Origin of the sequence: Bradyrhizobium sp. SZCCHNPS1003, assembly GCF_032381555.1 — a bacterium.
Classification (GTDB): Bacteria; Pseudomonadota; Alphaproteobacteria; order Rhizobiales; family Xanthobacteraceae; genus Bradyrhizobium.
Window position 1 is genome coordinate 34,329 of the sequence record NZ_JAUHIU010000025.1, and the last position, 24,728, is coordinate 59,056.

The 24,728-nt window shown below is 64.4% G+C and carries 40 protein-coding genes; 8 read left to right on the forward strand and 32 right to left on the reverse strand.

What is annotated here, in order from left to right:
* Positions 1 to 16 precede the first annotated feature (16 nt).
* From QX126_RS30390 to nifH, 8 genes are all read right to left on the reverse strand, one after another.
* Positions 17 to 1,123 carry an electron transfer flavoprotein subunit alpha/FixB family protein gene (locus QX126_RS30390; protein WP_315740992.1) on the reverse strand — a complete coding sequence of 369 codons (1,107 nt, stop codon included), beginning with the start codon at positions 1,121 to 1,123 and terminating at the stop codon, positions 17 to 19.
* Between the two features lie 36 nt (positions 1,124 to 1,159).
* Positions 1,160 to 2,005 carry an electron transfer flavoprotein subunit beta/FixA family protein gene (locus QX126_RS30395; protein WP_315740991.1) on the reverse strand — a complete coding sequence of 282 codons (846 nt, stop codon included), beginning with the start codon at positions 2,003 to 2,005 and terminating at the stop codon, positions 1,160 to 1,162.
* A gap of 262 nt (positions 2,006 to 2,267) precedes the next feature.
* Positions 2,268 to 2,606, reverse strand: a complete 339-nt coding sequence (nifW, locus tag QX126_RS30400) for a nitrogenase stabilizing/protective protein NifW (protein ID WP_315740990.1) — start codon at positions 2,604 to 2,606, stop codon at positions 2,268 to 2,270.
* Entirely contained in the window at positions 2,603 to 3,394 is a 792-nt protein-coding gene (gene cysE, locus QX126_RS30405; RefSeq protein WP_315740989.1) for a serine O-acetyltransferase, read from the reverse strand. The genes nifW and cysE overlap by 4 nt, the downstream gene beginning before the upstream one ends.
* A 2-nt stretch (positions 3,395 to 3,396) precedes the next feature.
* Positions 3,397 to 4,536 carry a homocitrate synthase gene (nifV, locus tag QX126_RS30410; protein ID WP_315785920.1) on the reverse strand — a complete coding sequence of 380 codons (1,140 nt, stop codon included), beginning with the start codon at positions 4,534 to 4,536 and terminating at the stop codon, positions 3,397 to 3,399.
* A 316-nt stretch (positions 4,537 to 4,852) separates the two neighbouring features.
* Positions 4,853 to 5,347 (reverse strand): iron response transcriptional regulator IrrA, encoded by a 495-nt coding sequence (gene irrA, locus QX126_RS30415; protein ID WP_315785922.1) that lies wholly within the window; start codon positions 5,345 to 5,347, stop codon positions 4,853 to 4,855.
* 17 nt (positions 5,348 to 5,364) lie between these two features.
* Positions 5,365 to 6,099, reverse strand: a complete 735-nt coding sequence (locus QX126_RS30420; RefSeq protein WP_315785924.1) for a nitrogen fixation protein NifQ — start codon at positions 6,097 to 6,099, stop codon at positions 5,365 to 5,367.
* Between the two features lie 83 nt (positions 6,100 to 6,182).
* Positions 6,183 to 7,070: a nitrogenase iron protein gene (gene nifH / locus QX126_RS30425; RefSeq protein WP_315740985.1), complete on the reverse strand. Its 888-nt coding sequence runs from the start codon at positions 7,068 to 7,070 to the stop codon at positions 6,183 to 6,185.
* Positions 7,071 to 7,488: 418 nt separating this feature from the next.
* Here nifH and QX126_RS30430 point away from each other — a divergent pair, with 418 nt between their 5' ends.
* Together QX126_RS30430 and QX126_RS30435 are read left to right on the forward strand one after the other, a co-directional pair.
* Complete coding sequence (locus QX126_RS30430) at positions 7,489 to 7,920, forward strand: response regulator transcription factor (RefSeq protein WP_315741025.1); 432 nt, start codon at positions 7,489 to 7,491, stop codon at positions 7,918 to 7,920.
* A 1-nt stretch (position 7,921) separates the two neighbouring features.
* Entirely contained in the window at positions 7,922 to 8,341 is a 420-nt protein-coding gene (locus tag QX126_RS30435; RefSeq protein ID WP_315740984.1) for an ArsC/Spx/MgsR family protein, read from the forward strand.
* A gap of 19 nt (positions 8,342 to 8,360) precedes the next feature.
* Here QX126_RS30435 and QX126_RS30440 read toward each other — a convergent pair whose 3' ends face one another.
* From QX126_RS30440 to QX126_RS30450, 3 genes are read right to left on the reverse strand one after another with little or no spacing between them, the layout of a single operon-like run.
* Positions 8,361 to 8,723: a (2Fe-2S) ferredoxin domain-containing protein gene (locus tag QX126_RS30440; protein ID WP_315785926.1), complete on the reverse strand. Its 363-nt coding sequence runs from the start codon at positions 8,721 to 8,723 to the stop codon at positions 8,361 to 8,363.
* Positions 8,720 to 9,049 carry a Grx4 family monothiol glutaredoxin gene (gene grxD, locus QX126_RS30445; protein WP_315785929.1) on the reverse strand — a complete coding sequence of 110 codons (330 nt, stop codon included), beginning with the start codon at positions 9,047 to 9,049 and terminating at the stop codon, positions 8,720 to 8,722. The genes QX126_RS30440 and grxD overlap by 4 nt, the downstream gene beginning before the upstream one ends.
* Positions 9,050 to 9,097: 48 nt before the next feature.
* Positions 9,098 to 9,331 (reverse strand): BolA family transcriptional regulator, encoded by a 234-nt coding sequence (locus tag QX126_RS30450; RefSeq protein ID WP_315768831.1) that lies wholly within the window; start codon positions 9,329 to 9,331, stop codon positions 9,098 to 9,100.
* 271 nt (positions 9,332 to 9,602) lie between these two features.
* Here QX126_RS30450 and QX126_RS30455 point away from each other — a divergent pair, with 271 nt between their 5' ends.
* The 4 genes from QX126_RS30455 to QX126_RS30470 all read left to right on the forward strand — a co-directional run bounded on the left by QX126_RS30455 (position 9,603) and on the right by QX126_RS30470 (position 11,614).
* Positions 9,603 to 10,094, forward strand: coding sequence for a hypothetical protein (locus tag QX126_RS30455; protein WP_315740980.1), 492 nt, complete (start codon positions 9,603 to 9,605; stop codon positions 10,092 to 10,094).
* 92 nt (positions 10,095 to 10,186) lie between these two features.
* Positions 10,187 to 10,549, forward strand: coding sequence for an iron-sulfur cluster assembly protein (locus QX126_RS30460; protein ID WP_315741024.1), 363 nt, complete (start codon positions 10,187 to 10,189; stop codon positions 10,547 to 10,549).
* Between the two features lie 37 nt (positions 10,550 to 10,586).
* Positions 10,587 to 11,345, forward strand: coding sequence for a dienelactone hydrolase family protein (locus tag QX126_RS30465; RefSeq protein ID WP_315785932.1), 759 nt, complete (start codon positions 10,587 to 10,589; stop codon positions 11,343 to 11,345).
* Between the two features lie 26 nt (positions 11,346 to 11,371).
* The gene (locus tag QX126_RS30470) at positions 11,372 to 11,614 is read left to right on the forward strand and encodes a hypothetical protein (RefSeq protein ID WP_315740978.1); all 243 of its coding nucleotides are present in this window, start codon (positions 11,372 to 11,374) and stop codon (positions 11,612 to 11,614) included.
* Between the two features lie 253 nt (positions 11,615 to 11,867).
* On the opposite strand, the gene QX126_RS30475 is transcribed toward QX126_RS30470, so the two are convergent.
* From QX126_RS30475 to QX126_RS30570, 20 genes are all read right to left on the reverse strand, one after another.
* Positions 11,868 to 12,326 (reverse strand): group II truncated hemoglobin, encoded by a 459-nt coding sequence (locus QX126_RS30475; protein ID WP_315785935.1) that lies wholly within the window; start codon positions 12,324 to 12,326, stop codon positions 11,868 to 11,870.
* A gap of 16 nt (positions 12,327 to 12,342) precedes the next feature.
* A complete protein-coding gene (locus QX126_RS30480) occupies positions 12,343 to 12,510 on the reverse strand; it encodes a hypothetical protein (protein WP_315740976.1) in 168 nt (55 codons plus the stop codon).
* A gap of 12 nt (positions 12,511 to 12,522) precedes the next feature.
* Positions 12,523 to 12,837 carry a DUF6156 family protein gene (locus QX126_RS30485; protein WP_315740975.1) on the reverse strand — a complete coding sequence of 105 codons (315 nt, stop codon included), beginning with the start codon at positions 12,835 to 12,837 and terminating at the stop codon, positions 12,523 to 12,525.
* A 38-nt stretch (positions 12,838 to 12,875) separates the two neighbouring features.
* Positions 12,876 to 13,088, reverse strand: a complete 213-nt coding sequence (locus QX126_RS30490; RefSeq protein ID WP_284423618.1) for a hypothetical protein — start codon at positions 13,086 to 13,088, stop codon at positions 12,876 to 12,878.
* Positions 13,089 to 13,100: 12 nt separating this feature from the next.
* The gene (locus QX126_RS30495; protein WP_315740974.1) at positions 13,101 to 13,409 is read right to left on the reverse strand and encodes a 2Fe-2S iron-sulfur cluster-binding protein; all 309 of its coding nucleotides are present in this window, start codon (positions 13,407 to 13,409) and stop codon (positions 13,101 to 13,103) included.
* Between the two features lie 36 nt (positions 13,410 to 13,445).
* Positions 13,446 to 14,660: a DegT/DnrJ/EryC1/StrS family aminotransferase gene (locus QX126_RS30500; protein ID WP_315785938.1), complete on the reverse strand. Its 1,215-nt coding sequence runs from the start codon at positions 14,658 to 14,660 to the stop codon at positions 13,446 to 13,448.
* 2 nt (positions 14,661 to 14,662) lie between these two features.
* Entirely contained in the window at positions 14,663 to 14,923 is a 261-nt protein-coding gene (locus QX126_RS30505) for a hypothetical protein (RefSeq protein ID WP_315740972.1), read from the reverse strand.
* 19 nt (positions 14,924 to 14,942) lie between these two features.
* Entirely contained in the window at positions 14,943 to 15,299 is a 357-nt protein-coding gene (locus tag QX126_RS30510; protein ID WP_315785942.1) for a DUF3024 domain-containing protein, read from the reverse strand.
* Between the two features lie 15 nt (positions 15,300 to 15,314).
* Entirely contained in the window at positions 15,315 to 15,554 is a 240-nt protein-coding gene (locus tag QX126_RS30515; protein ID WP_315740970.1) for a nitrogen fixation protein NifZ, read from the reverse strand.
* Positions 15,551 to 15,874, reverse strand: a complete 324-nt coding sequence (locus QX126_RS30520; protein WP_315785943.1) for a nitrogen fixation protein NifZ — start codon at positions 15,872 to 15,874, stop codon at positions 15,551 to 15,553. Before QX126_RS30520 ends, QX126_RS30515 begins: the two co-directional genes overlap by 4 nt.
* Positions 15,871 to 16,644: a 4Fe4S-binding leucine-rich repeat protein gene (locus tag QX126_RS30525; protein WP_315740968.1), complete on the reverse strand. Its 774-nt coding sequence runs from the start codon at positions 16,642 to 16,644 to the stop codon at positions 15,871 to 15,873. Before QX126_RS30525 ends, QX126_RS30520 begins: the two co-directional genes overlap by 4 nt.
* Positions 16,637 to 17,170 (reverse strand): hypothetical protein, encoded by a 534-nt coding sequence (locus QX126_RS30530; protein ID WP_315771545.1) that lies wholly within the window; start codon positions 17,168 to 17,170, stop codon positions 16,637 to 16,639. The genes QX126_RS30525 and QX126_RS30530 overlap by 8 nt, the downstream gene beginning before the upstream one ends.
* Before the next feature lie 11 nt (positions 17,171 to 17,181).
* Positions 17,182 to 17,511 carry an iron-sulfur cluster assembly accessory protein gene (locus QX126_RS30535; RefSeq protein WP_315740966.1) on the reverse strand — a complete coding sequence of 110 codons (330 nt, stop codon included), beginning with the start codon at positions 17,509 to 17,511 and terminating at the stop codon, positions 17,182 to 17,184.
* 11 nt (positions 17,512 to 17,522) lie between these two features.
* The gene (locus tag QX126_RS30540; RefSeq protein ID WP_006609676.1) at positions 17,523 to 17,747 is read right to left on the reverse strand and encodes a YfhL family 4Fe-4S dicluster ferredoxin; all 225 of its coding nucleotides are present in this window, start codon (positions 17,745 to 17,747) and stop codon (positions 17,523 to 17,525) included.
* Between the two features lie 55 nt (positions 17,748 to 17,802).
* A complete protein-coding gene (gene nifB, locus QX126_RS30545) occupies positions 17,803 to 19,365 on the reverse strand; it encodes a nitrogenase cofactor biosynthesis protein NifB (RefSeq protein ID WP_315756221.1) in 1,563 nt (520 codons plus the stop codon).
* 264 nt (positions 19,366 to 19,629) lie between these two features.
* On the reverse strand, positions 19,630 to 20,496 hold the full coding sequence (locus QX126_RS30550) for an SIR2 family protein (RefSeq protein WP_315785945.1): 867 nt from the start codon (positions 20,494 to 20,496) through the stop codon (positions 19,630 to 19,632).
* Positions 20,496 to 20,717: a putative nitrogen fixation protein NifT gene (nifT, locus tag QX126_RS30555; protein WP_315713133.1), complete on the reverse strand. Its 222-nt coding sequence runs from the start codon at positions 20,715 to 20,717 to the stop codon at positions 20,496 to 20,498. The genes QX126_RS30550 and nifT overlap by 1 nt, the downstream gene beginning before the upstream one ends.
* Complete coding sequence (gene nifS, locus QX126_RS30560; RefSeq protein WP_315785947.1) at positions 20,717 to 21,928, reverse strand: cysteine desulfurase NifS; 1,212 nt, start codon at positions 21,926 to 21,928, stop codon at positions 20,717 to 20,719. Before nifS ends, nifT begins: the two co-directional genes overlap by 1 nt.
* Positions 21,929 to 21,937: 9 nt before the next feature.
* Positions 21,938 to 22,228, reverse strand: coding sequence for a NifU family protein (locus QX126_RS30565; RefSeq protein ID WP_315713137.1), 291 nt, complete (start codon positions 22,226 to 22,228; stop codon positions 21,938 to 21,940).
* Between the two features lie 38 nt (positions 22,229 to 22,266).
* The gene (locus QX126_RS30570) at positions 22,267 to 22,587 is read right to left on the reverse strand and encodes a HesB/IscA family protein (protein ID WP_257170758.1); all 321 of its coding nucleotides are present in this window, start codon (positions 22,585 to 22,587) and stop codon (positions 22,267 to 22,269) included.
* A 324-nt stretch (positions 22,588 to 22,911) separates the two neighbouring features.
* On the opposite strand from QX126_RS30570, the gene QX126_RS30575 reads away from it, so the two are divergent.
* Positions 22,912 to 23,520 (forward strand): hypothetical protein, encoded by a 609-nt coding sequence (locus QX126_RS30575; protein WP_315785949.1) that lies wholly within the window; start codon positions 22,912 to 22,914, stop codon positions 23,518 to 23,520.
* A gap of 71 nt (positions 23,521 to 23,591) precedes the next feature.
* Here QX126_RS30575 and QX126_RS30580 read toward each other — a convergent pair whose 3' ends face one another.
* Positions 23,592 to 24,011 carry a Rieske (2Fe-2S) protein gene (locus QX126_RS30580; protein ID WP_315756225.1) on the reverse strand — a complete coding sequence of 140 codons (420 nt, stop codon included), beginning with the start codon at positions 24,009 to 24,011 and terminating at the stop codon, positions 23,592 to 23,594.
* A 197-nt stretch (positions 24,012 to 24,208) separates the two neighbouring features.
* Here QX126_RS30580 and QX126_RS30585 point away from each other — a divergent pair, with 197 nt between their 5' ends.
* Complete coding sequence (locus QX126_RS30585) at positions 24,209 to 24,667, forward strand: hypothetical protein (protein ID WP_315785950.1); 459 nt, start codon at positions 24,209 to 24,211, stop codon at positions 24,665 to 24,667.
* The last annotated feature ends 61 nt before the right edge of the window (positions 24,668 to 24,728 follow it).

The following is a 24,728-nucleotide window of genomic DNA, read 5'->3' on the forward strand; positions in this document are numbered from 1 at the left end:
GCTCCCTCTCTGGTGCCTAGCTCGCGATGCGGTCGCGCGAATGCGGCGACAGACGTGCGCGGAATGCCTCGGTGAGCGCCGGCAGCAGCCGGATCGCATCGGTGACGATGCCGACATGCGCGAAGTCGAAGATCGGCGCGTTCTTGTCGGTGTTGATGGCAACGATCAGGTCGGCGCCCTCGACACCGACCCGATGCTGGATCGCGCCGGAGATGCCTGCGGCGATGTAGAGCTTGGGCCGGATGGTCTTGCCGGTCTGGCCTATCTGCCGATCGGAGGTCACCCAACCCTTCTGCACCAGCGGCCGCGAGCAGCCGAATTCGGCGCCGAGCACCGAAGCGAGCCCCTTGACGAGCTGGAAGTTCTCCGGCGAGCCAAGCCCGAGCCCGCCGGCCACGACGATGTCGGCATAGGCAAGATTGGACTTGGCCGAATCGCGATCCGGAATGAAGGACAGCACCTTGGTGACGATATCCTCTTCCACGAGACCGAGCTTGTGCTCGATGATGCGGCTCGCGGGCTTCTCGACGCGGTCCGGCATCGGCATCACGCGCGGGCGGACGGTCGCCATCTGTGGCCGATAGTTCAGCGTGTAGATCGTGCAGAGCAGCGAGCCGCCGAAGGTTGGCCGCGTCGCGGCCAGGGAGCCGTCGGCATCGACGTCGAGCTCGGTGCAGTCGGCGGTCAGACCGGTGAGCAGCGTCGTCGCGACGGAGCCCGCGAGGTCGCGGCCGAGCGTGGTGGCGCCGAGCAGCAGGATCTCAGGCTTGAAGGTGTTGACGACGTCGGTCAGCGCCTTGGTGTAGGCTTCGTTGCGATAGTCGGTGAGAACGCCGTCCGCGACGATGTAGGCGAGATCGGCGCCATAGCAGAACGACTCCGCGGCAGCGTGCTGCACGGCTTCTCCGGGAGGCCCGATCACGACGGCCGCGAGATCGACCTTCAGCTTGTCGGCAAGCTTGCGTCCGGCGCCCATCAGTTCCCAGGACACCGGGTGAACCTGCCCGCGCTCCTGCTCGATGAATACCCAGACGTGCTTGTAGGCCTTGAAATGCTCCGGCAGCTCCTTCTTGGTCGCGGCGCGACCGGCTGCGGCGGGCGGTGCTTTGGTGGGTTCGCTCATGATCGTCGTCCCTTGGTCCGTCAAAAGCCGTATGGATCAGAAGCCGTGCGCTGACGTCGTCAGTTCGGCTTCGAGCTTCGGCTGCCGCTTGAACAATTCCTCGATCAGGGCGTCGGCCGGCGCGCGACTCGAGAAGTCAACCATGGTTGCCTTCTCCGCCCGGGCCGACGGCGCGAATACCCGCTTCACGATGGTCGGCGAGCCCTTCAGGCCGCACTTCGAGATGTCCTCGACGCCGGCGTCCTTGGCGCTCCAGGTGACGATCTGCGCGCGCGCTGCACGGAGCGCATCGGCCATGGCGCCGCGGCGGATCTCGTTGGTCGCCTCCAGCATCGTCACCAGGCACGGCAGCTTGGTCTTCAGCACCTGAACACCACCCTCGGAGCGACGCTCGGCTTCGATCGTGCGCGCCACCGGATCGACCTCGCTGATCTTCGCCACATAGGTGAGTTGCAGCAGGCCCAGCCGCTTGGCGATGCCCGGGCCGACCTGCGCGGTGTCGCCGTCGATCGTCTGCTTGCCGGTGAACACGATGTCGGGCGCGCCAAAGGTCTCGCTGACCTTGCGAATGGCTGTCGCCAGCGCATAGGTGGTCGCCAGCGTATCGGCGCCGGCGAAGAAGCGATCGGTCAGCAGCACGGCGCGGTCGGCCCCGTAGGTCAGCGCTCTGCGCAGCGAGTCCTCGGCGGACGGCGGTCCCATGGTCAGCACGGTCACTTCACCGCCGAACTTGTCGCGCAGCTGCAGCGCGGCCTCGAGCGCGAACAGATCGTAGGGATTGATGATGGTCGGCACACCCTGGCGCATGATGGTGTTGGTCACCGGATGAACGCGGATCTGCGCGGAGTCCGGAACCTGCTTGATGCAGACGACGATATGCATGCGATCACTCCGGTGTGTAGGTCTGCGATCAGGACAGCAATTGTCGTACCAGTTTCGGCCGCAATGATTATCGGCACGGATTCAACACCTTGGCGCATGAACCTGATCTCTGTTGCTGAGAACTCGCCGCCAAGGCCCGACACGTCGCAAGCAACACGCGTCGGGAATGCGACAGGAGCTTGAAAGCGCACGGCTCGCCTGAAAGCGGAAGCGCCGCCAGTCGTGCTGGCGGCGCTCGTAGGAGTGATCCTCAGTTCGTCCGTTACTTGAGCGTCGTCAGTGACACGAACGGCTTTGGAGCCGGTTTCGGCGGCGCCACCGCCTCCTTGAGCACCTTGAACACCCGCTGATCGAGCGGCGTGGAGACGAGGAAGTCCTGATAGGCCTGCTCCAGGAACGACTTGCAGCGGGCTGCGACATCCTCGTTGGAAACGTCGGAGAAGTCCTCGCTGACGAGATACTGCCCCATTCGCCGGAGGATATGCAGCCGGCAGACGTTGAGCACCTTGGGATCGTAGTCGACACCGAGCAGCTTGAAGAACTCCTCGGCGGCAGAGGTCTTCTTCAGTTCGTCCAGAACGTTCGGCGATGCCGCAGTCATTGCTTTGCTCCTTGGCTCAAAATCGGATCAACCTCGCAGAAAGAGGTCGGCGCCGGAAGCGGCGGTCCCTGGCGCATCTTTTGCCTGATGTGAGCGAGCTGCGCTTCGAGGAATTCGATCCGGTCCAGCATCACGGAAAGTGCCTCACCGACCGGATCAGGCATCAAATGATGATCCAGGTCGATGCGTCCGACGGTTCGACGATGGGTGAACTCCGGCCGCACCACCTTGGCGGGGATGCCGACCACGGTGACATCGGGCGGCGTGCTCTGAATGACGACGGAGTTGGCACCGACGCGGGTGCGCGGTCCGATCGTGATTGGTCCGAGGATCTTGGCGCCGGCGCCGACGACGACGCCGCTTTCCAGCGTCGGATGCCGCTTGCCCGGCGACCACGACGTGCCACCCAGGGTGACGCCATGATAGAGCGTGACGTCGTCGCCGACCTCTGCCGTCTCGCCGATCACGACGCAGGCGCCGTGGTCGATGAAGAAGCGGCGCCCGATCTCCGCGCCCGGGTGGATATCGACATTCGACAGGAAACGTCCGAGCCACGACAACAAGCGTGCCGGAAAACGCCAGCCGCGAATCCACAGCCGATGCGCCAGGCGGTGCCAGATCAGCGCGTGAATGCCGGGATAGGTCAGCAGCGTCTCGATTTCGCTGCGCGCCGCCGGATCGCGCGAACGGACGCACGCAATGTCCTCGCGGATCAGGCGGAGCAGCGAGGGCCGGCTCAGCTCGGCGACGATCGGCTTTGCAATGGGTGTGTCGACGATGTCGCTCATGATCAGGCAAAGCTCGCCAGCGGGTGATCGCAGACTTCGCGCCAGATGGCCGCAACGGCCTCTTTCGGCACTGGCCCCTTGTGAGTGACGGCATGCCTGCGCACGCGCGTCAGGATGCGCTGGGCCTGGTCGACGCTCGCCGGCAGGCGTAGATCCGACAGCAGCGAGGTGATCGCCGACAGCCCGGAATGCTTCCCGATCACGATCCGGTTGGAGCGGCCGAACAGTCCCGGATCGAGGGCCTGATAGGTGCGCTGATCCTTCAGCAGCCCGTCGACGTGAATGCCGGATTCATGGGTGAAGACGTGCTCGCCGACAATGGCCTTGTTGAGTGGAATGGCGCGCGCCGCGGCGGCCGCCACGACATTGGCGACGTGATCGAGTTCGGCCAGCACGATGCCGGTCTCGCGCCGGTAGAGCTGCCGCAGCGCGACCGCGACCTCCTCCAGCGGAGCATTTCCGGCGCGCTCGCCGAGGCCGATCACGGTGACCGATGCATGGGTCGCGCCCGCCTTGACCGCCGCCAGCGTGTTGGCGGTGGCAAGACCGAGATCATCATGGCCGTGAAACTCGATCTCCAGGTCCGTGGTCGCTCGCAAGGCGCCGACCAGCGCTGACGTCGCGTCGGGATCGAGCACGCTCAGGGTATCGGCGACGCGGAAGCGCCGGGCGCCGAGCGACTTCGCGGTCGCGATCACCTCGGCGAGAAAGCCGACATCGGCGCGCGACGAATCCTCACCGCCGACGGCAACGGCCAGTCCGCGGCTCCGCGCATAGCCGACCACGCGCTTGACCAGCTCCAACGCGGCGCTGCGGCTGCCGCCGAGCTTGGCGGCGATCTGCACATCGGATGTCGGGACGGAGACATTCACCATCGAGACGCCCGCCGCGATCGCCGCATCGACATCCGCCTCGCGCATCCGGCACCAGCCGATGATGGTCGCGGGCAGACCGGCCTCGACGATCGCCCTGATCGCAGCGATCTCGTCGACCCCCATCGCCGGCGTGCCGGCCTCGATCTCGGGAACACCGGCGCGGGCGAGCGCACGGGCGATCACGACCTTCTCTCCGAGGGCGAAGGCGACGCCCGGCGCCTGCTCGCCGTCGCGGAGCGTGGTATCGTTCAGGATGACCCGGGGCATCGGGCTCCCCGAGACCGTGCCCCCGTGGGCAGAGCCGGCCTCTCGGGCATTCCTGGGCCCGCGCTGTCCGGAGACGTCTGGCATTCACTCGCTCCGTCGCAACCTGTGTGCGGCCGCCAGAAGCACGACGCTCCATCACGGCCAGCAATTCACTCAGCAACGGCCATGCCACCGCCGGACCCGAAGCTAATCAATTGAATTTACTTCGCTTTTTTTGCGAACACGGATTGTCGGATTCGTAACAGGGTCGGGAATCAGACGTCGAGGTGAAGTGACTCGGTCGCCCAGCGCCAAGCCGCGGCGACCTGCGCTGCCGTCAGGCCTGGCGCCTGCGGCGCAGATGGATGACGATGTCAATCCGCTCCATGCGATAGCCCGGCAGCGGCTCCGGCAGCTCCTCGAACGCGACATGCTCGGGCACATCGACGAGTTCGCCTTCGTCCTCATAGAAGAAGTGCGGATGCACGGTCGTATTGGTGTCGAAGAACGATTTCGAGCCGTCCACGCCGATCTGCCGCAGTAGCCCGAGCTCCACGAACTGATTGAGCGTGTTGTAGATGGTGGCCTGCGAGATCTTCATGCCGGTGGCGACGGCGGCGCCATAGAGCGCATCGGCGGTGATGTGGCGGTCACCGCTGCCGAACAGAATCCGGCTCAGTTGCTGACGCTGCTGGGTGGGACGCAACCCGGCCCGACGCAGCGCGTCCTCGCATCGACGCATCAGGATCTCGCCAGCTTCGCAGGTCTCTGCCTGGGGACAAGGTCCGCCGTCGGAGTTGCACGGGGATCGAAGCTGGCTGTCCATCAACATCGTCACGGTCCTCGAACTCACATCGCGGCGCCCGCCGCCTCCTGCAGCGCCACATCGCGTCGCCGCTCGGCCATCCGGCTCTCGCCGCTCTCCTCGCCGAAACAGAGCGCGAAATCGTTGCATTGGGTGCAGACCGGCGTCGTGCACATCACGAAGCCATCGTCCTCGCACAGCATGCGGTAGAAGAAGCGCTTCCAGCGCATGTTCCTGGTGTTGCGGTTCGCCAGCGGCGCGAAATGACGCGTCAGGAGCCGCGACAGCTCGGAGCGCTCGCGCAGGCCCAGGTCTTCCCAGAGATGGTTGGGCTCCATCGCGCGACGCGCCACCATGGCTGCGAGCCAGCGGCCGACCTCGCCGTCCGTGGAGCGCTGCGCGGCGAGCAGATCGCGCACCATCGCGATTTCGTCGTCGTCCGGCGCGGCCACGGCCCCGGTGATCGGCAGCCATGAGGAGTCGATCGAGGCTGCAGGAAACAGCTGCGCCAGCAGTGCGATCAGCTCGACGGTCGAAAGCCCGGCTCGCTCCGCCAGCGCGCCATGCTCCATCGCTGAAGCGGCGAGGATCGATGCGATGACGTGACGATCGAAACCGATGTCGCTGTCGATCAGCGCATCGTCGGGATCGACGCCGGTCAGCAGGCGGTAAATCTGGCGGCCGTGGTGCCGCCTGTCCTCTTCGAAGGATCCGTTGCGCGGCGACGGTTGCAGGCCAGCGGCAACGGACTCCGAGACGCCCACGATTGCGATGGTCATAGCGTGATCCCCTGCCGCCTGCCGGCGGGACATGCAATGAGGTACCGGCCTTCCGACGGGAGGAAGGCCGGTACCAAGACTGCTTAAGCCGTTGCGGCGAGATCGGCGGCAGTCTTTCCGATTTGGCTCTCGTCGACGGCCTTCATGATGCCGTGCTCCATCAGCATGTCCTCGAGCTCGTCCATCGTGATCGGCGTCGGGATGATGCCCTTGCCGCCGTTGGCGTGGATCTTCTGCGCCAGCGAGCGGTAGTGGCCGGCCTGAACCGAGTCCGGCGCATATTCCAGAACGGTCATGCGGCGCAGCTCAGCGTGCTGCACGATGTTGTCGCGCGGCACGAAGTAGATCAGCTGGGTGCCGAGCTTCTTCGCCAGCGCCTCCGCCAGCTCCAGCTCCTTGTCGGTCTGGCGCTCGTTGCAGACCAGGCCGCCCAGGCGCACGCCGCCGGAATTCGCATATTTCAGAATGCCCTTGGAGATGTTGTTGGCGGCATACATCGCCATCATCTCGCCGGACATCACGATGTAGATCTCCTGCGCCTTGTTCTCGCGGATCGGCATCGCGAAGCCGCCGCAGACCACGTCGCCGAGCACGTCGTAGGACACGTAGTCGATGTCCTCATAGGCGCCGTTCTCTTCCAGGAAGTTGATCGAGGTGATGACGCCGCGGCCGGCGCAGCCGACGCCCGGCTCCGGACCGCCGGACTCGACGCAGCGAATGTCGCGATAGCCGACCTTCATGACCTCTTCGATCTCGAGGTCCTCGACGCTGCCCGCGGCAGCGGCCAGACTCAGGATGGTGTCCTGCGCCTTGGCGTGCAGGATCAGGCGGGTCGAATCCGCCTTGGGATCGCAGCCGACGATCAGGATCCGGTGACCCATCTCGGCCAGCGCGGCCAGGGTATTTTGCGACGTCGTCGACTTGCCGATGCCGCCTTTGCCGTAGAATGCGATTTGTCGCAGTGATGACATTCTGCTCTCCATCAACCGATTGCCTATGTCGCGCCCGCTTGCAGCAGAGCGTGACCGCGTCCTCTTTGTGTCCGAACCGGCAGACGGGTTGTTGGGAAGGAGAGCATCGCTCGTCCGAAGCGTCGGCGTGCACTCAGCCCTCAACCATTGCCTGAGCGCAGTTTTGCAACCGCTGTGCCAGCACGCGCACAGCGCCAAAACGATCATGTTTCAAAGGAGATGCCGAGCAATCCGGACGCGATTGCGGGTTGTTGGAAACCCGACATCGGAATGCTTCGCAAGATGCGACGACACGCAGCCCTGTCTGAAACGACACAACGGCTGCGCCGTTTCAGCCGCGCAGGACCCGGAACGAGATTTGCTAGATCCCCCTCCGCAGCCCTGCGGCACAGACGCTGACAACGTTGAGGAGGATGCAATGCAGATCGGAGTGGAAACGGCCAAGGCGGTGGACCAGCGGCGCGTGTTCGTGATCGATGACGACGAGATCACGCGCGCGGCCCTGCAGTTCATGTTGCACGATGAAATCGAGACACATGAATTGGCGACGCCAGAGGAGGCGTATGAGAAGGGCGTCGACTGGCTGGCACCGAACGTGGTGCTGCTCGGGGTTTCCTTCTTGAAGCAACGCGGCCCCGAGCTCGTCCGCGAGATCCTGGCGAAGTTCAAAGGCGTGCGGATTCTGATCGTGACCGCCAAGGCCGACGAGGCGATCGCGATCGAAGGTCTCAAGGCCGGCGCGCATGGCGCCGTGGTCAAGCCGCTTACGATCGAGTCGGTGCGCAAGAAGGTCGACACCATTCTCGGCCGCGCCGGCGGCGCGCAGCTGGTCCAGCTCGGCGGCGCCTGACGTGACGACCGTCGTCTTCTATGAGAAGCCGGGCTGCGGCACCAACGCCCGGCAGAAGCTGATGCTGGCGCGCGCCGGCCACGATGTCGTCGCCAGGAATCTCTTGACCGAGCCCTGGACCGGCGAGCGGCTGCGGGCGTATTTCGCCGGGACGCCCGTCTGGAGCTGGTTCAATCCAGCCTCGCCGCGCGTGAAATCGGGAGCGATCGAGCCAGAGACAATCGAAGCCGTCGCAGCGATCGACCTGATGCTCGAGGATCCGCTGCTGATCCGTCGGCCATTGATCGAAGCCGGCGGCCGGTGCTGCGCCGGCTTCGATCGTGAACCCGTGATCTCGCTGCTCCGGCAGGGCGACGATCTGGACGATGTCCAGGGCTGCACGCGTCCGGAGGGGTCGACACCTTGTCCGGAGCCGCGTTGAGCGGCTCCGTTCTGCAAGCTCAGCGCTTCAACACCATGACCAGGCGATCGACGCGCTTGCCCTGCTTGAAGTGGGATTCGACGATCTCGTCGATATCCTCGGGCCTGGTCGGCCGATACCAGACGCCGTCTGGATAGACCACCATCATCGGTCCCGCGCTGCAGAAGCCGAAGCAGCCGGCCGCGGTGACGCCGATGTCCGTCAGCCGCTGCGCCTCGATGGTCTTGGTCAGCCGATCCCACAGCGGCTGTACGCCGAGCGCGCCGCAGCTGCCGCGCGGATGTCCGGGCGGACGCTGCGTCAGGCAGACGAAGGCGTGGTATTTGTAGAGCTGCGGAATCTCGAATGAATCATCCGCCTCGGCAACATCAGAATCGCTCATGACGCAGGCGCCTTGATACCCTTGTCGGCGAGCAGCGTCGCGAGCTCGCCGGCCTGGAACATCTCGCGCACGATGTCGCAGCCGCCGACGAATTCGCCCTTCACATAAAGCTGCGGAATGGTCGGCCAGCTGGAGAACTCCTTGATGCCCTCGCGAATGAAGGGATCGGCGAGCACGTTGACGCTCTCGTAAGCCACGTCCAGCTTGGCCAGGATCTGCGCCACCGCGGCGGAGAAGCCGCATTGCGGCGCGGCCGGCACGCCCTTCATGAACAGCACGACATCATTGCTGTCGATCAGCTTCTGAATGCGTTCGGATGTCGACATAGACTGGATCCTTTCCCTGAATGCGACCGATCAGCCGGATCGCAACGATCACTTCGGCAATGACGTCTCGAGCGCCAGCGCATGCAGCACGCCGCCCATCTGGCCCTTGAGAGCCGAATAGACCATCTGATGCTGTTGCACCCGGCTCTTCCCGGCGAAAGCCTGTGAGGTGACGCGCGCCGAATAATGGTCGCCATCGCCTGCCAGATCCTCGATCAGGACGACGGCATCCGGGAACGCCTCCTTGATCAGACGCTCGATATCCGTCGCTGCCATCGCCATCGCTGCCACTCCCGCTGGATTGATGAAGGCCTCATGCAAGCTCCGAACCAGTCATTTGCGGGCGGCAATCGCCGGCTCGTCGGCATCTGACGACTTGTCCAGGCCAAACAGCCCGCGTCGCGTCGTCTTTGCTACATCAGCCACGGGGCAGCGAAGAGGCCGCGTTCAAAATCCAACATCGGCCCGTTCTTCCACCCGCCTTGTACCGACTCTGGCGCCGCTGCACCCGCTCGAAAACGGTCCGCGTCTTGCAGTGATTTGATCGAGGTCAATGCAGATGCTCGAACTCGTCAGCGAACCCGACACGATCAACTTCGGCGATCTGCCGCAGGAGATCGATGCGCTGCTGCAACAGGGCGTGGCGGCGTACCGCCGCGACCACGCGCAGGCGGATCGGCTGTTTCGCCAGGCGCTGGCGACCGCTCCGCAGCAGCTGCCGACCTACTTCTGTCTGTACAAGATTCACACCTATCAAGGCCATCTCGACGAGGCAGAGGCGGTCGCCGAGCTGGGCCTTGCGGAAGCGGCGCGCCAAGCCGGCTGGCCACGTGATTGGCGGCACTGGACGCCGCATGATCCGCTGCCGGATGGCGCCGGCCGCTTCGCGCTCTACACGCTGAAGGCACTCGCCTTCATTCATCTGCGCAAGACTGATTCCGAGGGTGCTGCCGAAATGCTCGCGGCGCTGCGGCGACTGGATCCCGCCGGCGCCGTCGGATGGCCGGTCGTCGCCGCGCTGGCCGAGGGGCTCGGTTCGGATTGAGGCGACGCCAAGCATGAGCAGAGCGAACATGACACGAATTCCAACGACCATCCCCCGGTGCGAACCAGGATCATGAGAGGAACCAACGCATGATGACGATGCACGCCCCGCCCTCTCCTTCCCCGGCACAGAACGCCGTAGCGAGCGGCTCCCGGAATGCCGCCGAGAGCGTGATTGCCGCGTTGCGGACGGTCTACGACCCGGAAATTCCGGTGAACGTCTACGATCTCGGCCTGGTCTATCGAATCGCGCACGAGGGCGGCGGCGTCGTCGAGATCGACATGACCCTGACGGCGCCTGGCTGCCCGGTCGCAAGCGAGATCGTCCGCATGGTGGAGGACGCCGTACAGGCCGTCGACGGCGTCGCGTCGGTGAAAGTCACGCTCGTGTTCGAGCCACCATGGGACAAGTCGCGCATGTCCGAAGAGACCGCGCTGGAGCTGGGTTTGTTGTAACGCGCGCGAGCCGCGCCAACAGGAGCAGGAGCATCACATGCCTACGGAGAGCACGATCAAGCTGACCGCCAGCGACGGCCATACCTTCCAGGCGTTTCGTGCCGATCCAGCCGATGCGCCGAAGGGGGCGATCGTCGTCCTGCCGGATGGCACCGGCGCTGCTGGCAAGCTGCGCAAGGTCGCCGATGCCTTTGCAGCCAGCGGATATGTCGTGATTGCGCCGGAGCTGTCGCCTCCTGCGGCGATCGACGCGGCAACGGAGGGCGAGCCGGCCAAGACCGTGCCGGACCCGGCAGCGCCGCTGCTCGCCGAGATCCAGTCAACGGTCGACAGCGTCAAGGAATGCGGCAAGGTGGCGGTGGTCGGCTTCGGCGCCGGCGGCGGTCTCGCCTATGACGCGGCCAACCGCGTCTCCGGTGTGGCCTGCGCGGTGAGTTACTACGCGACCGGTGTCGTCAACGCAGCCGGCGCCAAGCGCAGGATTCCGACGCTGCTCCATTTCGGCGAGGCCGACATCGTCGTGCCGTTCGCGGAGGTGACCATGTTCCGCGCCTATCATCCCGAGGTCAGCGCGTTCTCCTATCCGAATGCCGCGCATGCGTTCGACGGTGACGGCGAGACTTATGATGAATCTGCAGCCACGCTGGCACATGACCGGACCCTGGCGTGGATCTCGCAATATATCGTCGGGCAGCCGCCGATCACGCTGAAGAACGCCGGCGCCTATGCGCTGGCCAAGACCGACAAGAAAAAGAAGAAGAAGGCCGACGACGACATGGGACCGCCGGCTGATTGACAATCCGATGGAGTGAGAGCGCCGCGATGCTGCCGACCACCATCCTCATCGACGAGCGGCCACGTTGCGTCGTGCGCCCCAACGACACCAAGGATCTCAACCGCTTCATCCGCAACGGCAAGCCTTTTCTGCTCGCCGAGGTGCCGGACGGCAGGATCACGCATCGCAATGCCAGCGAGGCCGAGATGATGCAATGGCAGAACGCCCTGGCGCTACACCGCGCCTGGGGCGGCGACGACGAGAACTTCTTCGGCGTGCCATTGTATTAGCTCGGCCGTTCCGGAGCCGTAGGGTGGGCAAAGGCGCCACCGGCGGCAATTGCTAGGCTTGCCCGAAGCTCGCCGTGCCCACCATTCCATCGGCTGTCATCGGCTGATGGAGTCGTGGTGGGCACGCTTCGCTTTGCCCACCCTACGCGCCGCGCAGTCTCCGTCATTGCGAGCGCAGCGAAGCAATCTAGCGCAACACGACGATTCTGGATTGCTTCGTCGCCTTGCTCCTCGCAATGACGCAACCGCAGGCCTATGGCCGCGCGGCGCGAGCATCGTGCGGGTTGCCGGCCTGGTTGCGCATCCAGTCGGCGAGCTTGGTCATGGCGGCGTCGACGTCGTGCCGCGCCTGGACGTCGGTCACCGTCTCCTCGAGCGCGCCGCGCATGCACAGCAGCCAGGCGTCGCGCTCGGCATTGCCGATGGCGAAGCCCATGTGACGCTGGCGCAGCCGCGGATGGCCTTTCTCGGGCGAGTACAGCTTGGGGCCGCCAAGCCATTCGGAGAGATAGCGCTTCAGGATGTACTTGATAGGCCCGAGATTGCTGCCGTGCATGGCGCGGATGCCCTTGGCATCGGGCAAAGTATCCATTCGATGGTAGAAGGATTCGACGAGACGGTCGACCACGACGGCACCGCCGATCCGCTCATAGGGGGTCGCGACCGGCCCTGCGCCCGGAGTTCCAGTCTCTGAAGTCCCAGCATCCGCCATCCGGCCGTTCCTGTCTCTACTCGTCCAAGCTCGGCTGCAGGATGACCTCAGCCGGGGCGCCGGGTCCCTGCTCGTCCACAAGCTCCAGCGTATCGACACGCGACAATCCGCCGCCGCTGTCCATCAGCACGATAGCGTCCTTGGGCATGCTGGCAAGGACCTCGATCAGCTTGGCGACGGTCACGATCCCTCCTCCTCACGCAGCGGCCTGTCCAGCGACAGGGACGCCTTTCTCGTCGAAATTGAGCGTCACCGGATCCTCGTCGAGCATCACGATCTCGGCCCGGCTCAGCGCCCCATTGGCATGGTAGCTGTAGCGATGCGTGAGCTCGATCTCACCATAGACGATCTTTTCGAATCCGGTGAGCGCACCCGCGGCATCGAAATAGCCGCGGATGAAGGTGTTGCGGTTCGACAGCTGCTCCGGCGCGATCGCCGTGACCAGCCGCAGCGGCAGCTTGATGCCCGTATACGAGACGAAGAACCGGCAATCCCGCCCTGTATCCGTCATTACGCAGCCGCTTCAAGCATGAGTCCGCAGTGCAGCCGTCACGACACGGCTGCGGTCTTCAAGGCCTCGATCTGGTCGCGCGCCACCTTAAACACGCCGCGGCCGCCGGCGAAGGTCTGATAGGCCTTCATTCCGATCGCCTCACTCAACTTGTCGAACCATTGCTGCGGCGTCAGGCCGACCGGCCGCTCGCTGATTTCAGCCACCGTGCCGTCATTGGCAAAGCGGACATGGAGCGTCACATTGTCCATCTGATCCTCCTGTTACAGACCCGAGCCAAAGCCGAGCAACTCGATCTTGACGTTCTCGGTGCCCAGGATGGTCGCCTGGCACGCGAGCCGGGATTTCGAGCCGACGCCGACGATGGTGTCGAGCTTCTCGTTCTCCAGCTTGGAGACCTTCGACACGCCCTTGCGTCCCTCCTGCAGAAAGATGTGACAGGAGCCGCACTTCGCCTGGCCCTCGCATTTGTGCTGGATGTCGACCTCGGCGCCGAGCAGCGCCGCGAGAATGGTGGTGCCCTCGCCCACCTCGATCGTCTTGCCTGATGGCATTACCGTCAATGTCGCCACTTGGATTCTCCTCTTCCAGTTTGAGATCAGAACTCGTCAGTAGATCGCCGCGCCCGCTCCGACATTGACCGATGCGTCCTTCATGGTCGCGACGATGAAGGCGATCTGGTCCGTGGTCAGGTGGACGTGGAACGGCAGGGCTACGACGCGATCGGCGACCTTCTCGGTCACGAGATAGTCGCCCCGCCGATAGCCCATGTTGAAATAGTGTCGTTGCAGATGCAGCGGATTGGAATAAGCGATCGCCTCGACCTGTTCGACCCTGAGATCCTCGACGATCGAATCGCGGCTCGACTTCGAGAACCGCGTGCCCAGATGCACCTGATACAGGAACCAGTTCACGTCGGTGACATCAGGCCCGACATAGGGATCCTTGATTCCCTCGAACGATTGCACTTGGCTATAATAGATCTGCTCGATCAGCTTGCGGCGTTCGAGGATCTCGTCGACTCGCCTCAGCTGTGCGAGGCCCAGCGCCGCCGTCACGTCGCTCATGACAGCCTGGTGGGACGGGCTGCTGCTGACCACGACCGAACCGCGCTCGTCCAGCCGGTGCAAGCGGTGGCGACGTACGGCGACCGCAATGTCGACGTCATCCGTGACGACCATGCCGCCCTCACCGCAGGTCAATGCAAAAGGCTGCGAGAAGTCGAACACCGACGCGACGCCGAAGGTGCCGACCAGCGCGCCCTGATATTTCGAGCCGATCGCCTCGGTCGAATCCTCGATCAGGGGCAGATTGTGCGCCTTGGCGATCGCCTGCAGCTCCGACCATTTGGCCGGATGCCCGTTGGTGTTGCCGGCCAGGATTGCCTTGGTCTTCTCAGTGAGGCGCGCCCCGATCTTGCTTGGCGCCAGCGTGCCCGAATAGTAGTCGATATCGACGAAGACCGGCTTAGCGCCGACGATACTGATCGCGTGCGCGACCTCGCGGAACGAATAGGACGACGCGATCACCTCGTCGCCGGGGCCGATCCCCATAGCCTTGAGGACGAGCACCAGGCCCAGCGTCCCGCTCGGCACCGCGATGGCATATTTGCGGCCGAGATAGGCCGCGAATGCCGCTTCGAATTCCTCGACGAGCGGACCGCAGGACAGCCGCGGCGACCGCAAAGTCGCCTCCACGGCGGCGATCTCCGCCGTCGTGATGTCAGGATCGGACAACGGGATGAAGTCGAAACCGACCGGCGTCAACTCAGCCTCGTCCTGCTCCTGTCGATCGGCGTCATGCACCAGATAGGGCTTGGTCATGATCAGCTCCGCCTGGCCAGGATCAGGCCGGTGGCCTTCGCGGGATCGTCGGTCACGCCGGCGCAATGGTCGCTGGCATCGAGCAGATGCAGGTCGAACGCCGCGTAGCTGCGGAACGGCTGTTCGGTTACGTCGGAGGCATCGCAACGCGTCAGGACCAGCTTGGGGAAGCGACGGCGCAATTCGCCGAACGCCGCGCTGCCGGCATCGGGTCCAGTGAGGACCTGCTCGATCTCATTCAGTTCCTGCTCGGCAAGTGCCATGTCACCCGTCCTCTTCGTCCTACTGCCAGAATATCCGCTCAGGGTCGGCGTTCAGCTCGTCGACCGCCGCGGTCAACCGCTTGTGCACGCTGTGCAGCTCCCATGTTCCCTGGCCGTGATCTCTCCAGAACAGCTTCCACATCGCATTCGCCGGATCGTGACGCAGCAAAGCGACGTCGATCACCCCGCCGTCCTTGTCGATGTTGCGTGAGCAGCACGGGCTCCTGACGTGATACCCCTCGTTGACCGGCAAGACCGTCGGCTCGACATAGCGATAGCGCTTGCGCGACTTCAGCGCGCGCTCGATCCGCCTGCGATCCAGCTCGTTGGGATGTGCGGGCAGAATGACGCTGGGCTTGAGCGCGGTTGCGGCCATGGCTGATCATCTCCCTTAGACCGGGACGATCTCCTCTTCGAGACAGCCCACCACCAGCTGCTCGCCGAACTCGACGAGATAGATCGGCATGTTCGCTTCGGTGTGGGTGCCGACCTGGACGATCTCGCCCAAGTCGCCAACGCCGACGAGCTTGGCCTCGGCCGGCGCATTCGGGAACGAACCGTCGTTGACGAGATCGATCAGCGCCTTCACGCGCTGACCCCATTGATATTTCGGCAGGCGCGGCTCGATCATGACTTGTATGCTCCCGGCAGCGGCAGCTCGTCCTCGGCCTCCCCGCGGGGAACGGTGGCCTCGAGCTCCTTGCGTTTCATGCCGACGCGGTTCCCGCTTTCGAGAAACTCGACGCCGTAGATGTAGAACTGCTGCAGGAAGGTCCCGATCGACACGACGTAACCGATCTCGCCCTTCTTCGCGAGGACCTCGCCGATCTCCTTGCCTGCATAGGTGCCGTCGTTGCGGATCGTGCGCTTCGCCTTGACCTTCTCGCCAAACGTGAAATACGGCGGCGCTGACAACTCCACGACCTCGCTGTCACGAACGATGTTGCTCATGCCGGTTTCTCCATCGCAGCTCCGAAGCGGCTCGCGAGCCGGCCGCGCGCCATCTCCTGCACCAGCGGGTCCTCGTCGCGCACCAGCTCCGCGAGCTCACTGAGCGCGATCCGGCTCGCAACTTCGTGACGCACCCGCCAGTCGGCGTCCTTGCGCATCGCGGTGAGGAGATCCGGCGCGAGGCGCTCGGCGATCTCGAGCCGCACTCGCGGATCGGGGTCGCTGATCATGCCGAGCAGCCAGTCGCTCGGGATGCGCCGCGCGACGACGCGGCGGACCTCGGCCTCCGGGTCTCCCATCATGCGGCCCAGCACGGACGGCACGATGCGGCGCGCCACGACGAGACGGACGTAATAGTCGTCGTCCATCATCATCGGCATCAGATCTTCCGGATCGAGCACCGTCGCGATCCGGATGCGGACCTCGCGATGCGGATCATGGCGCAGCCGCAGCACCAGCCGCTTCGGCAGCCGCCGCGCAGCGTTCCAGCGCACCGTCTCCTCGGGATCATCGAGCAGCGGAGGCAGAAAGAACGGGCTGGCATGCTTGGCCGCGATAGCACGCACCTCGAAATGCGGATGCTTGACGTAGCCGTTGGCGAGCGCCGGATTCCAGTTGAAGAAGCGGTCGATGCGGCGGGCGTAGCGGTCGTGCACGCAGGCGTGCCGAAGGCGACAGCCGCCGGATGCGTTGAGCTGCGCGTGTTCGCAGCCTGCACAACTGATCTCGTTACCCTGCCAGTCGATGGCCTCGTCGATGTCGTCATTCATCGTCGAGCTCCACCCGGTCGACCACCTCGAGCAGGACGCGTGCGCCGATCTTGTCGCTGGGATCGAGCTCGAGCAGCTTTTGCACCGCGAGCCGTCCCTCGACGAGATTGCCGAGGCGCATCTGCAAATAGGCGTATCCCTTCAAGGTGAACATGAAGAAGCGCGGCAGCATGTTGTCATAGCTGCCGAACTCGGCATGACTGGCGCGAACGTCGCGCCAATGCGGCGGCAAGCGGTTCTCGACGGCCGCCTTGGCGAGGCACCGCTTGGCGATGCGCAACGCGTCAGCGAGCCGTCCCTTGTAGAAATAGAACCGGTAGAAGCCGATCAGGACCGCCGCATGCCCAGGCGCCAGCGCTTCCGCCTTTTTCAGATGCGTCTCCGCGACATCGTCGAGATGATAGCTCTGGCCCGCCTGCCACAGATGATACTCGGCCTCCTCCGGCAGGCCGCCGCCGAGCAGCGCGTCGGCAAGCAGCGCGTCCTCGATGGCGGTCTGAGAGCTGGGCCGGGCGTCGGTGGGCATGGCGAGCTGTCCTAGTGCTCCAGCGCCTTCAAGGCATGGGTCGAGCACGAGACCTGCTTCGGATCGTGAAACACGAGGCCGGTCTGCGTCGCGGTATCCGCGAAGTCGATGGTGACGCCGTCGAGCAGCAAACGGCTCTCCGCCGGCAGGAACAGCCTGACGCCATCGCGTTCAACCACCGCATCGCCGGGCTGCGGCGTCGCGAGGACGGTGATATCGGCAGCAAGTCCCGAGCAACCGCCGGGCGACACCGCGAGACGGAAACCAGAGCCCGCAGTGCCGTCAGCCCGCAGCATCATGCGCATGAACTTCTGCGCGGCTGGCGTGAGCGTGAAGTTCATCTCGGTCTCCCTCAAGCCGGCGGCTGATAGCGCGGGAACGAATTGTCGATCACGCAGGTGTTGTCGACCGGGCAGACCGCCGCGCATTGCGGCTCGTCGAAATGGCCGATGCATTCCGTGCACTTCTTCGGATCGATCACGAAGGTGCCGTTCTTCTCCGAGATCGCCACGTTCGGACATTCGGGTTCACAGGCCGAGCAGCTCGTGCACTGCGAGGCAATGATCTTCAAGGTCATTAAAGGCTCCTGTCGAAGGGGCCCGGCGACGCGACGGCGCCGCCGGGGTCTGATGTCACGCTGCCGAGATCAGGGCGCCCTGGCGAATTTCGGCGTCACCGCGCACGACGTGCTGGATCTCGCCGCTGTTCACCTTGTCGAGGTAGCTCTTGAACCAGGCGATCGCGGACTTCTCGATGAACTCATGGGCGAACTGATCCACCGGCTCGATGCCCGCGGCCTGCAGGTCGCTCTTCGGGCAGCCGCCGATCTTGGCCACGAACACCGCATGGCAGTCGTTGATGGCGCGGATGACGGTCTCCAGGCTGTCCTCGTCGCCATAGCCGCCCTGGCAGTACAGGTCGACGCGGCGGTGACCGACGAACTTGGCTCCGGCCGTGGAGAGCTCGTAGACTTGGAACTCCTTGGCGTGTCCGAAATGCTCGTTGATCAGGCCCGAGCCCTTGGTCGCGACCGCGATCAGCAGCTTGATGTCGCTGGACTGGCCGGCGAGCGAGGCGAGCTCCTCCTGCTTCGCCACGACCTTGGCGACACGCTCCTGCTCGACCGCCTCCTGATACGCCTTGCGGCTGTCGATGTCGTAGTTCACCTCCATCGCCATGATCTTGTCGGTGGTGAATTCGGCGGAGCGATCCTCACCGAGCAGGCCCACGGCGTCGGCGCGGCATTGCCGGCAATGCCGCATCATGTTCATCTCGCCTTCGCACTCGTCCTGTAGCGCCTTCAGCTCCTGCGCGGTCGGGCCGCGCTGGCCGGTCAGGCCGAACACGGTGCCGTGCTCCGGCGAGGAGATCAGCGGCATGATGTTGTGCAGGAAGGCGCCACGCGACTTCACCGCCTTGTTGACCTCGACGAGGTGCTTGTCGTTGACGCCGGGGATCATCACCGAGTTGACCTTGCAGAGGATGCCGCGCTCGGTCAGCATCTCCAGCCCCTGCAGCTGCCGATCGGTGAGGAGCTTGGCGGCTTCGACGCCGGTGTAGCGCTTGTGCTTCCAGAACACCCACGGATAGATCTTGGCGCCGATCTCGGGATCAACCATGTTGATGGTGATCGTGACGTGATCGACGTTGAAGCCGGCGATGGTGTCGACGTGATCGGGCAGCGCGAGGCCGTTGGTCGACAGGCAGAGCTTGATGTCGGGGGCGGTGCGAGCGATCAGCTCGAAGGTCTTGAACGTCTTCTCCGGATTGGCGAGCGGATCGCCCGGACCGGCAATGCCCAGCACGGTCATCTGCGGAATGGTCGAGGCGACAGCGAGCACTTTCTTGGCGGCCTGTTCCGGCGACAGCTTCTCGCTGACCACGCCCGGACGCGACTCGTTGGCGCAGTCATATTTGCGGTTGCAGTAGTTGCACTGGATGTTGCAGGCGGGCGCGACGGCGACGTGCATGCGCGCGTAGTGATGATGCGCCTCCTCGCTGTAGCAGGGATGGTTCTTCACCTTCTCCCAGATCTCCGGCGGCAGGTCGTTCTCGCCGGCGCCCGAGCCGCAGCTCGCCTTGCCGCTGCCGCCCGAGGTGCCGCAGCCCTTGTGTTCCGCGATGGTCTGCATCACCGAGCTCAGCTTGTCGCCGTCCGGTATCGTCGCCTGTTCGTGCTGCACTGACGCGTCCATGTCCGCTCCTTACGTTGCTGGCGAGCCGCAAACCGCCTTGGGCTAGGGTTCAGCAACTCGCGTGCCACGCCGCGTACAAGATCATTTCGTCAGACTATCAACGCCTTAGCCAAATCATCGCGCCTGTCGCCTTGCCAACATGCGAAAGGCTCTCGTTTCGAGCGTTGTTAGAAACGTTACAGACTCGAATTGGGACACAGGAACGAACGGCAAAACAGCGCAGCTTGCGGCCGCGCTGTTCGATTTCCGGTGTCGTGGTTTCGCTCAGCCGCCGATGATGATCTCGGTCGCGCGGGCCAGCGGAATCGCGATCGGCGTCAGCCGCTCGGCGATGAAGAACTTCAACTCGTTCTTCGACAATGAGTCAGGCTCGACCAGGACGTAATGCTCGGCGCCGGAGCGCTTGATCACCTGCCGGCCATAGGTGCGCAGCAACTGGTCGTTGAAGCGGCAGCCGATGAACAGGAAGCTTCGGTCGGTGCGCCGGTCCTTGACCGTGTCGGGTATCGGCGTCTGGATGTCGATGTCGGTCAGGACCTCGACATAGTCGGCGTCGGTGATCAGGAAGTTCTTGGCTGGCGTGGTCCCGCCATGCGGCTTGTAGAGCAGCGTGGTCCAGCTTCCGGCCTTCTCACGATCGCTCTCGGCGCCCGCAGCGTCGTAGAAGCGATACCAGCGGTCCTCGCCGATTCCGGCCCGCGTGATGCCCTGCACCTCGCCCCAATCGCCGCGCCCGGCGAGCGTCGTCCGCATCGCGCCGTCATACCAGCTGTCGACGACCATCGGCAGCGGCAGCGACGCCAGATACTGCTGCAGCGGTGTCGGCGCGACGGGCGCGGCAAAGGCTTCAGCCATCAGCGCCGTCACCGTCGAGCGGTGGCGCGTGCTCTCGATGTGCTGCGCGGAAGCCCACGCATTGCCCTTGGCGCGGCGCGGCAGCGCCACCTTGGTGCCGAAGAACGCGGCCAGCGCTTCAGGATTCATCGGCACCGCCGCGCCGGATTGCTCCGAGACGCCGGGACCGAGATACGGAACGACCTTGCCGGCCTTCAGCCGGGCCACGACGTCCTTGAGCAGGGCTTCGGCATCAGCCTGTCTGACGATGTCGATATGAGGAAGCGGCGCATTCATCACTCGTCCCCTTCGCCACCGCGCTTGCGCGCATTGATCGTGATCGGCAGCCGCGTGTCGGCGGCCATCTGCGGCAGTTCGAGCACCCAGCCATTGGCGATGCGAATCCAGCCACCCCACAAGGACTCGTGCTCGGACTCGACGATGGGCTCCTCGAGGTCCTTCTTGGGGACGTAGATCGACAGGCCCGTTTCCGGCGAGCGGCGGATCATGACTTTCATTACGTGAGCTCCGTGGATCGAAGGGGGTCCGCCGATTGTGAAGGATGATGCTGCAGCCAGGCCGGCGAGGTCTCACGCAGCCTGGCGACGATGTCGGGCAGGACCTGCAGCACGCGCGTGATGTCGTCGTCGGTGGTGTCGCGCGATAGCGAGAAGCGGACGGCGCCGCGGAGCAGATCCGACGGCACGTTCATCGCGCGCAGCACATGCGACGGCTCCATCGAGCCGGACGCGCAGGCCGAGCCGAGCGAAGCCGCGATGCCCGCCTGGTTCAGGCGCATCACGATCGGCTCACCTTCGAGATGCTGGAAGGCGATGTTCAACGTGTTGGGCAGCCGGTGCTCGATATCGCCCAGCACGGCGCAATGGCCGACGTCCTGGATGATGCCCTGCTCCAGCCGGTCGCGCAGCGCGCGCACCCGGCCCTGCTCGTCGGCAAGATGTTGTCCGGCGAGGTCGGCCGCCTTGCCGAGACCGATGATGGCGGGAACGTTTTCGGTGCCGCCGCGGCGGCGGCGCTCCTGCGGGCCGCCGCGCACCAGCGGCGCGAACGGCGTGCCCTTGCGAAGGTACAGCGCACCGATGCCCTTGGGGCCGTGCAGCTTGTGGCCCGACAACGACAGCATGTCGACGCCGGCAGCTTTCAAATCGATCGCGACCTTGCCGACAGCCTGAACGGCATCGGTATGAAACAGCGCACCGGCGTCATGTGCGAGCTTCGCCAGCTCCGGAATCGGGAACAGCGTGCCGGTCTCGTTGTTGGCCCACATCACCGAGGCGATCGCAGTGCGGGGCCCGAGCGCGCGCTTGTAGGCCTCGAGATCGAGGCAACCGGCCGCATCGACGCCGATCAGGTGCACCGCGAGGCCGCGCTTGTCCCTGAGATACTCGACCAGCGACAGGATTGCGGGATGCTCCACCGCCGTCGTGACGATCTCGTCGCGGCCGCTCTGGGTTTGCAGCGCCGACAGGATCGCGCTGTTGTCGGATTCCGTGCCGCCCGACGTGAAGACGATCTCGTGGTCGAAGGCGGCCCCTAACAGCGCCTGCAGGCCCTTGCGCGCCTGTCTCACGGCGCTGGCCACCTCGCTGCCGAACGCATGCGAGGACGACGCATTGCCGAACTGCTCCGAGAAGAACGGCAACATCGCGGCGACGACCTCAGGATCCGCACGGGTCGTCGCGTTGTTGTCGAGATAGACCGGACGCAAGACCGCTCCTTAATGCCGCGCCTTGGCTGCGCCGGCCACCGGAACGAGGCGAACGAACTCGCCGAGCTTTTCGATCATGCGCGCCTGGATGCCCTCGAGCGTCGCGCTGGCGAGCTTGCAGAAGATGCAGGCGCCGGCGAGCTTGACCATGATCTTGTTGCCATCAATCTCGACGAGCTCGCAATCGCCGCCGTCGCGCTTGAGGTTCGGACGGACCTCCTCGATCACGGCCCGGATGATCCGCTCGCGCTCGCTCATCTGCGACGGCGCTTCGACGATGCCCTGGGATTCGACCAGCATGGTTTCACTTCTCGCGTGTTGAATGATCGAGCGAAGAATCAAGCGAACGACTTGCCGCAGCCACAGCTTGACTTGGCATTCGGATTCTCGAAGGTGAAGCCGGAGCCTTCCAGCGCGATGACGAAATCGATCGTCGTGCCTTCGAGATATTCGAGGCTCTTGTGATCGACGAGCACGCGCACGCCCTCGCGCTCGATCACGGTGTCCTCCGGCTCGCTGCCGCTGACGAGGCCCATATTGTATTTAAGCCCGGCGCAGCCACCGGCTTCGACCATGATCCTGAGGCCGTCGACCGGCTTGTCGGAGGTCGTGATCGCGTTGCGAACCGCGTTGATGGCGCTGTCGGTCAGATTGATCATCATCGTCTCGCCTTTCCCATTCGGCTGTTGCGAACAGGAGTGGCAAGTCTCATGCCATGCAGCAATTAACTGAAACGACACGGTTTTTCGCAAAGTCGCTGTGGCGTTTCCGACGCATGTCGGGTTTCCGACACGGATGATTTGCGCCGGCCTCGGACGTGCCGAAAGGATGTCGCGGCGGAAACCCGACAATGCTCTGAGGTCGCGGGCGAAAGACCAAGTAAATCAAGACGCAGCACACATCGGCAGACAATTTGCATTCCAGCCCTTTTCGACCGCGCCGTGCGGCGAGACGGCTCACCAGGACATGCGAGGGGATTGCTGATGACGACATTGGAGAAGACGGTTGCGATCGAGACCACCGCGCTCGCGCAGCTCGACAAGGAAGGACGGCTGCTCAACGCCGTCCTCAAGGCGCCGACCACCAGGCCGGGACGGTTCGGCTTCCGCGGCGACATCGCGCTGAAATTCCAGACCCAGGTCGCCGACGAGAAGCGGCCGCCGGACTTCTCGATCGAGCAGGTGCTGACGATCGTCAACGACGGCGAGGCGACCATTCCGGTGCTGGTCGGCTACATCCACTCGCTGGCCTATCTCGAGACGGCGGTCGAGGTGCTCAAGAACCTGCTGCAGCCGAACGGCAAGTACTTCATGTTCTGCAACAACATCGACCTCCTGGCGAAGTATCGCATCAAGATGGGCGACGTGACGTTCTATGTCCTGCCTTGCGACGAATCCACAGTGTGGAAGGAGATGCTGGACCTGCTGTCGATCGACAAGAACGACATCAAGAAGCTCGATACCGCAGGCAAGCTCGACTACGTGCTAGACACCGCCAAGGACTTCAGTGAGAATTACGATCTCGTGCCTTACGCGGATGCACTGGCCAGGATGGAGCCGGTCAAGAACCGCAACGAGAACCGACCGGTCTGACATCGTCCTTTTCTTCATATGCAAGATGAAGTCCCGGCAGTTGCCGTCGGGACTTCGCCGGGATCGCAGCCTCAGCCTTCCTCGCATTGCAGGCCGGTCTCATCCTCATCCTCTTCATCCTCGACCAAGGTCACGCCGGTCACACAGATGTCGCCATCGAGGACGCTCAACGCCACCGGCGTCAGGCTCTCGCCCTTGCACGGGCCGTCGACGCAGAGCCCGGTGCCGATCTCGAACAGCGAGCCGTGCTTGCCGCACAGGATGCGCAGGCCGTTGCCGTCCAGAAACTGATTTCGCTCCCAGTCGAGATTGACCTTATCGTGCGGGCACATGTTCAGATATCCGAACACCTGCTTGCCCCAGCGGATCACGAAGATCGGCCACGGACGTTGCGTTCCGTCCTCGGCCACGATCATGAGCTGAAAGCCCATGGCGCGGCGGCTCGGGATGTCGTTGAAGCTGCAGATGGCGTAAGCGACGTCGGTCGTCATGTCGGGCCTCATCGATGTCTGGCGCATCTCCGACACGGCCGCTTCAGCGCAGCGGGAGCGGCGGTCGGCTCGCCTGCGGAACGCGTTGCAAGATTCGCGCAACTCCGCCCGTCCGCCTGGCTTTCTTCGCTGCTGCGAGAGACTGGCACAGAACTTGAAAATTTCTCCTGCGAGTACGGCTTTGTAAGGAGATCGACATGAACGTGGCACTGGAATTCGTCGAGAGCTCGCTCGACGACATCAAGGCGGCATTGGAGGGCGGCACGCTGACGGTCTACTCGGTGGCGCGTCCGATCACCGCGGACAAGCCGGTCGACCGCAGCGGCGTGCTCGCGACCTTCACGTTCGGCTCGCCCGCCTTCGCCCCCGCGGTGGATGGCCTCGAGCAGCCGAACTTCGTCGCGACGTCCGTGCCGGCGGCCACCGTCGGCACGCCCGGCTTTGCGCGGGCGCGCAAGGCGGACGGCACCACTGTCGCCGATTTCTCCGCCGGCCCAGGCGAGCGCGAGATCAAGTTCACCGAAGTGTCATGCTCGCCCGGCGCGCCGGTTACGGTCGCGACCTTCAAGATCATCGCCGAAGGCGGCTGGCCAGAGCGTCCGGAATACTACGACACGCATCCACGCCCGGGCTATCCGATGCCGAAGACGCTGTGACGGCGGACGCCGTCACGCCTTGGACCAGGTCCCTCCTGTTGGTTTAACGACATCGCGAGCG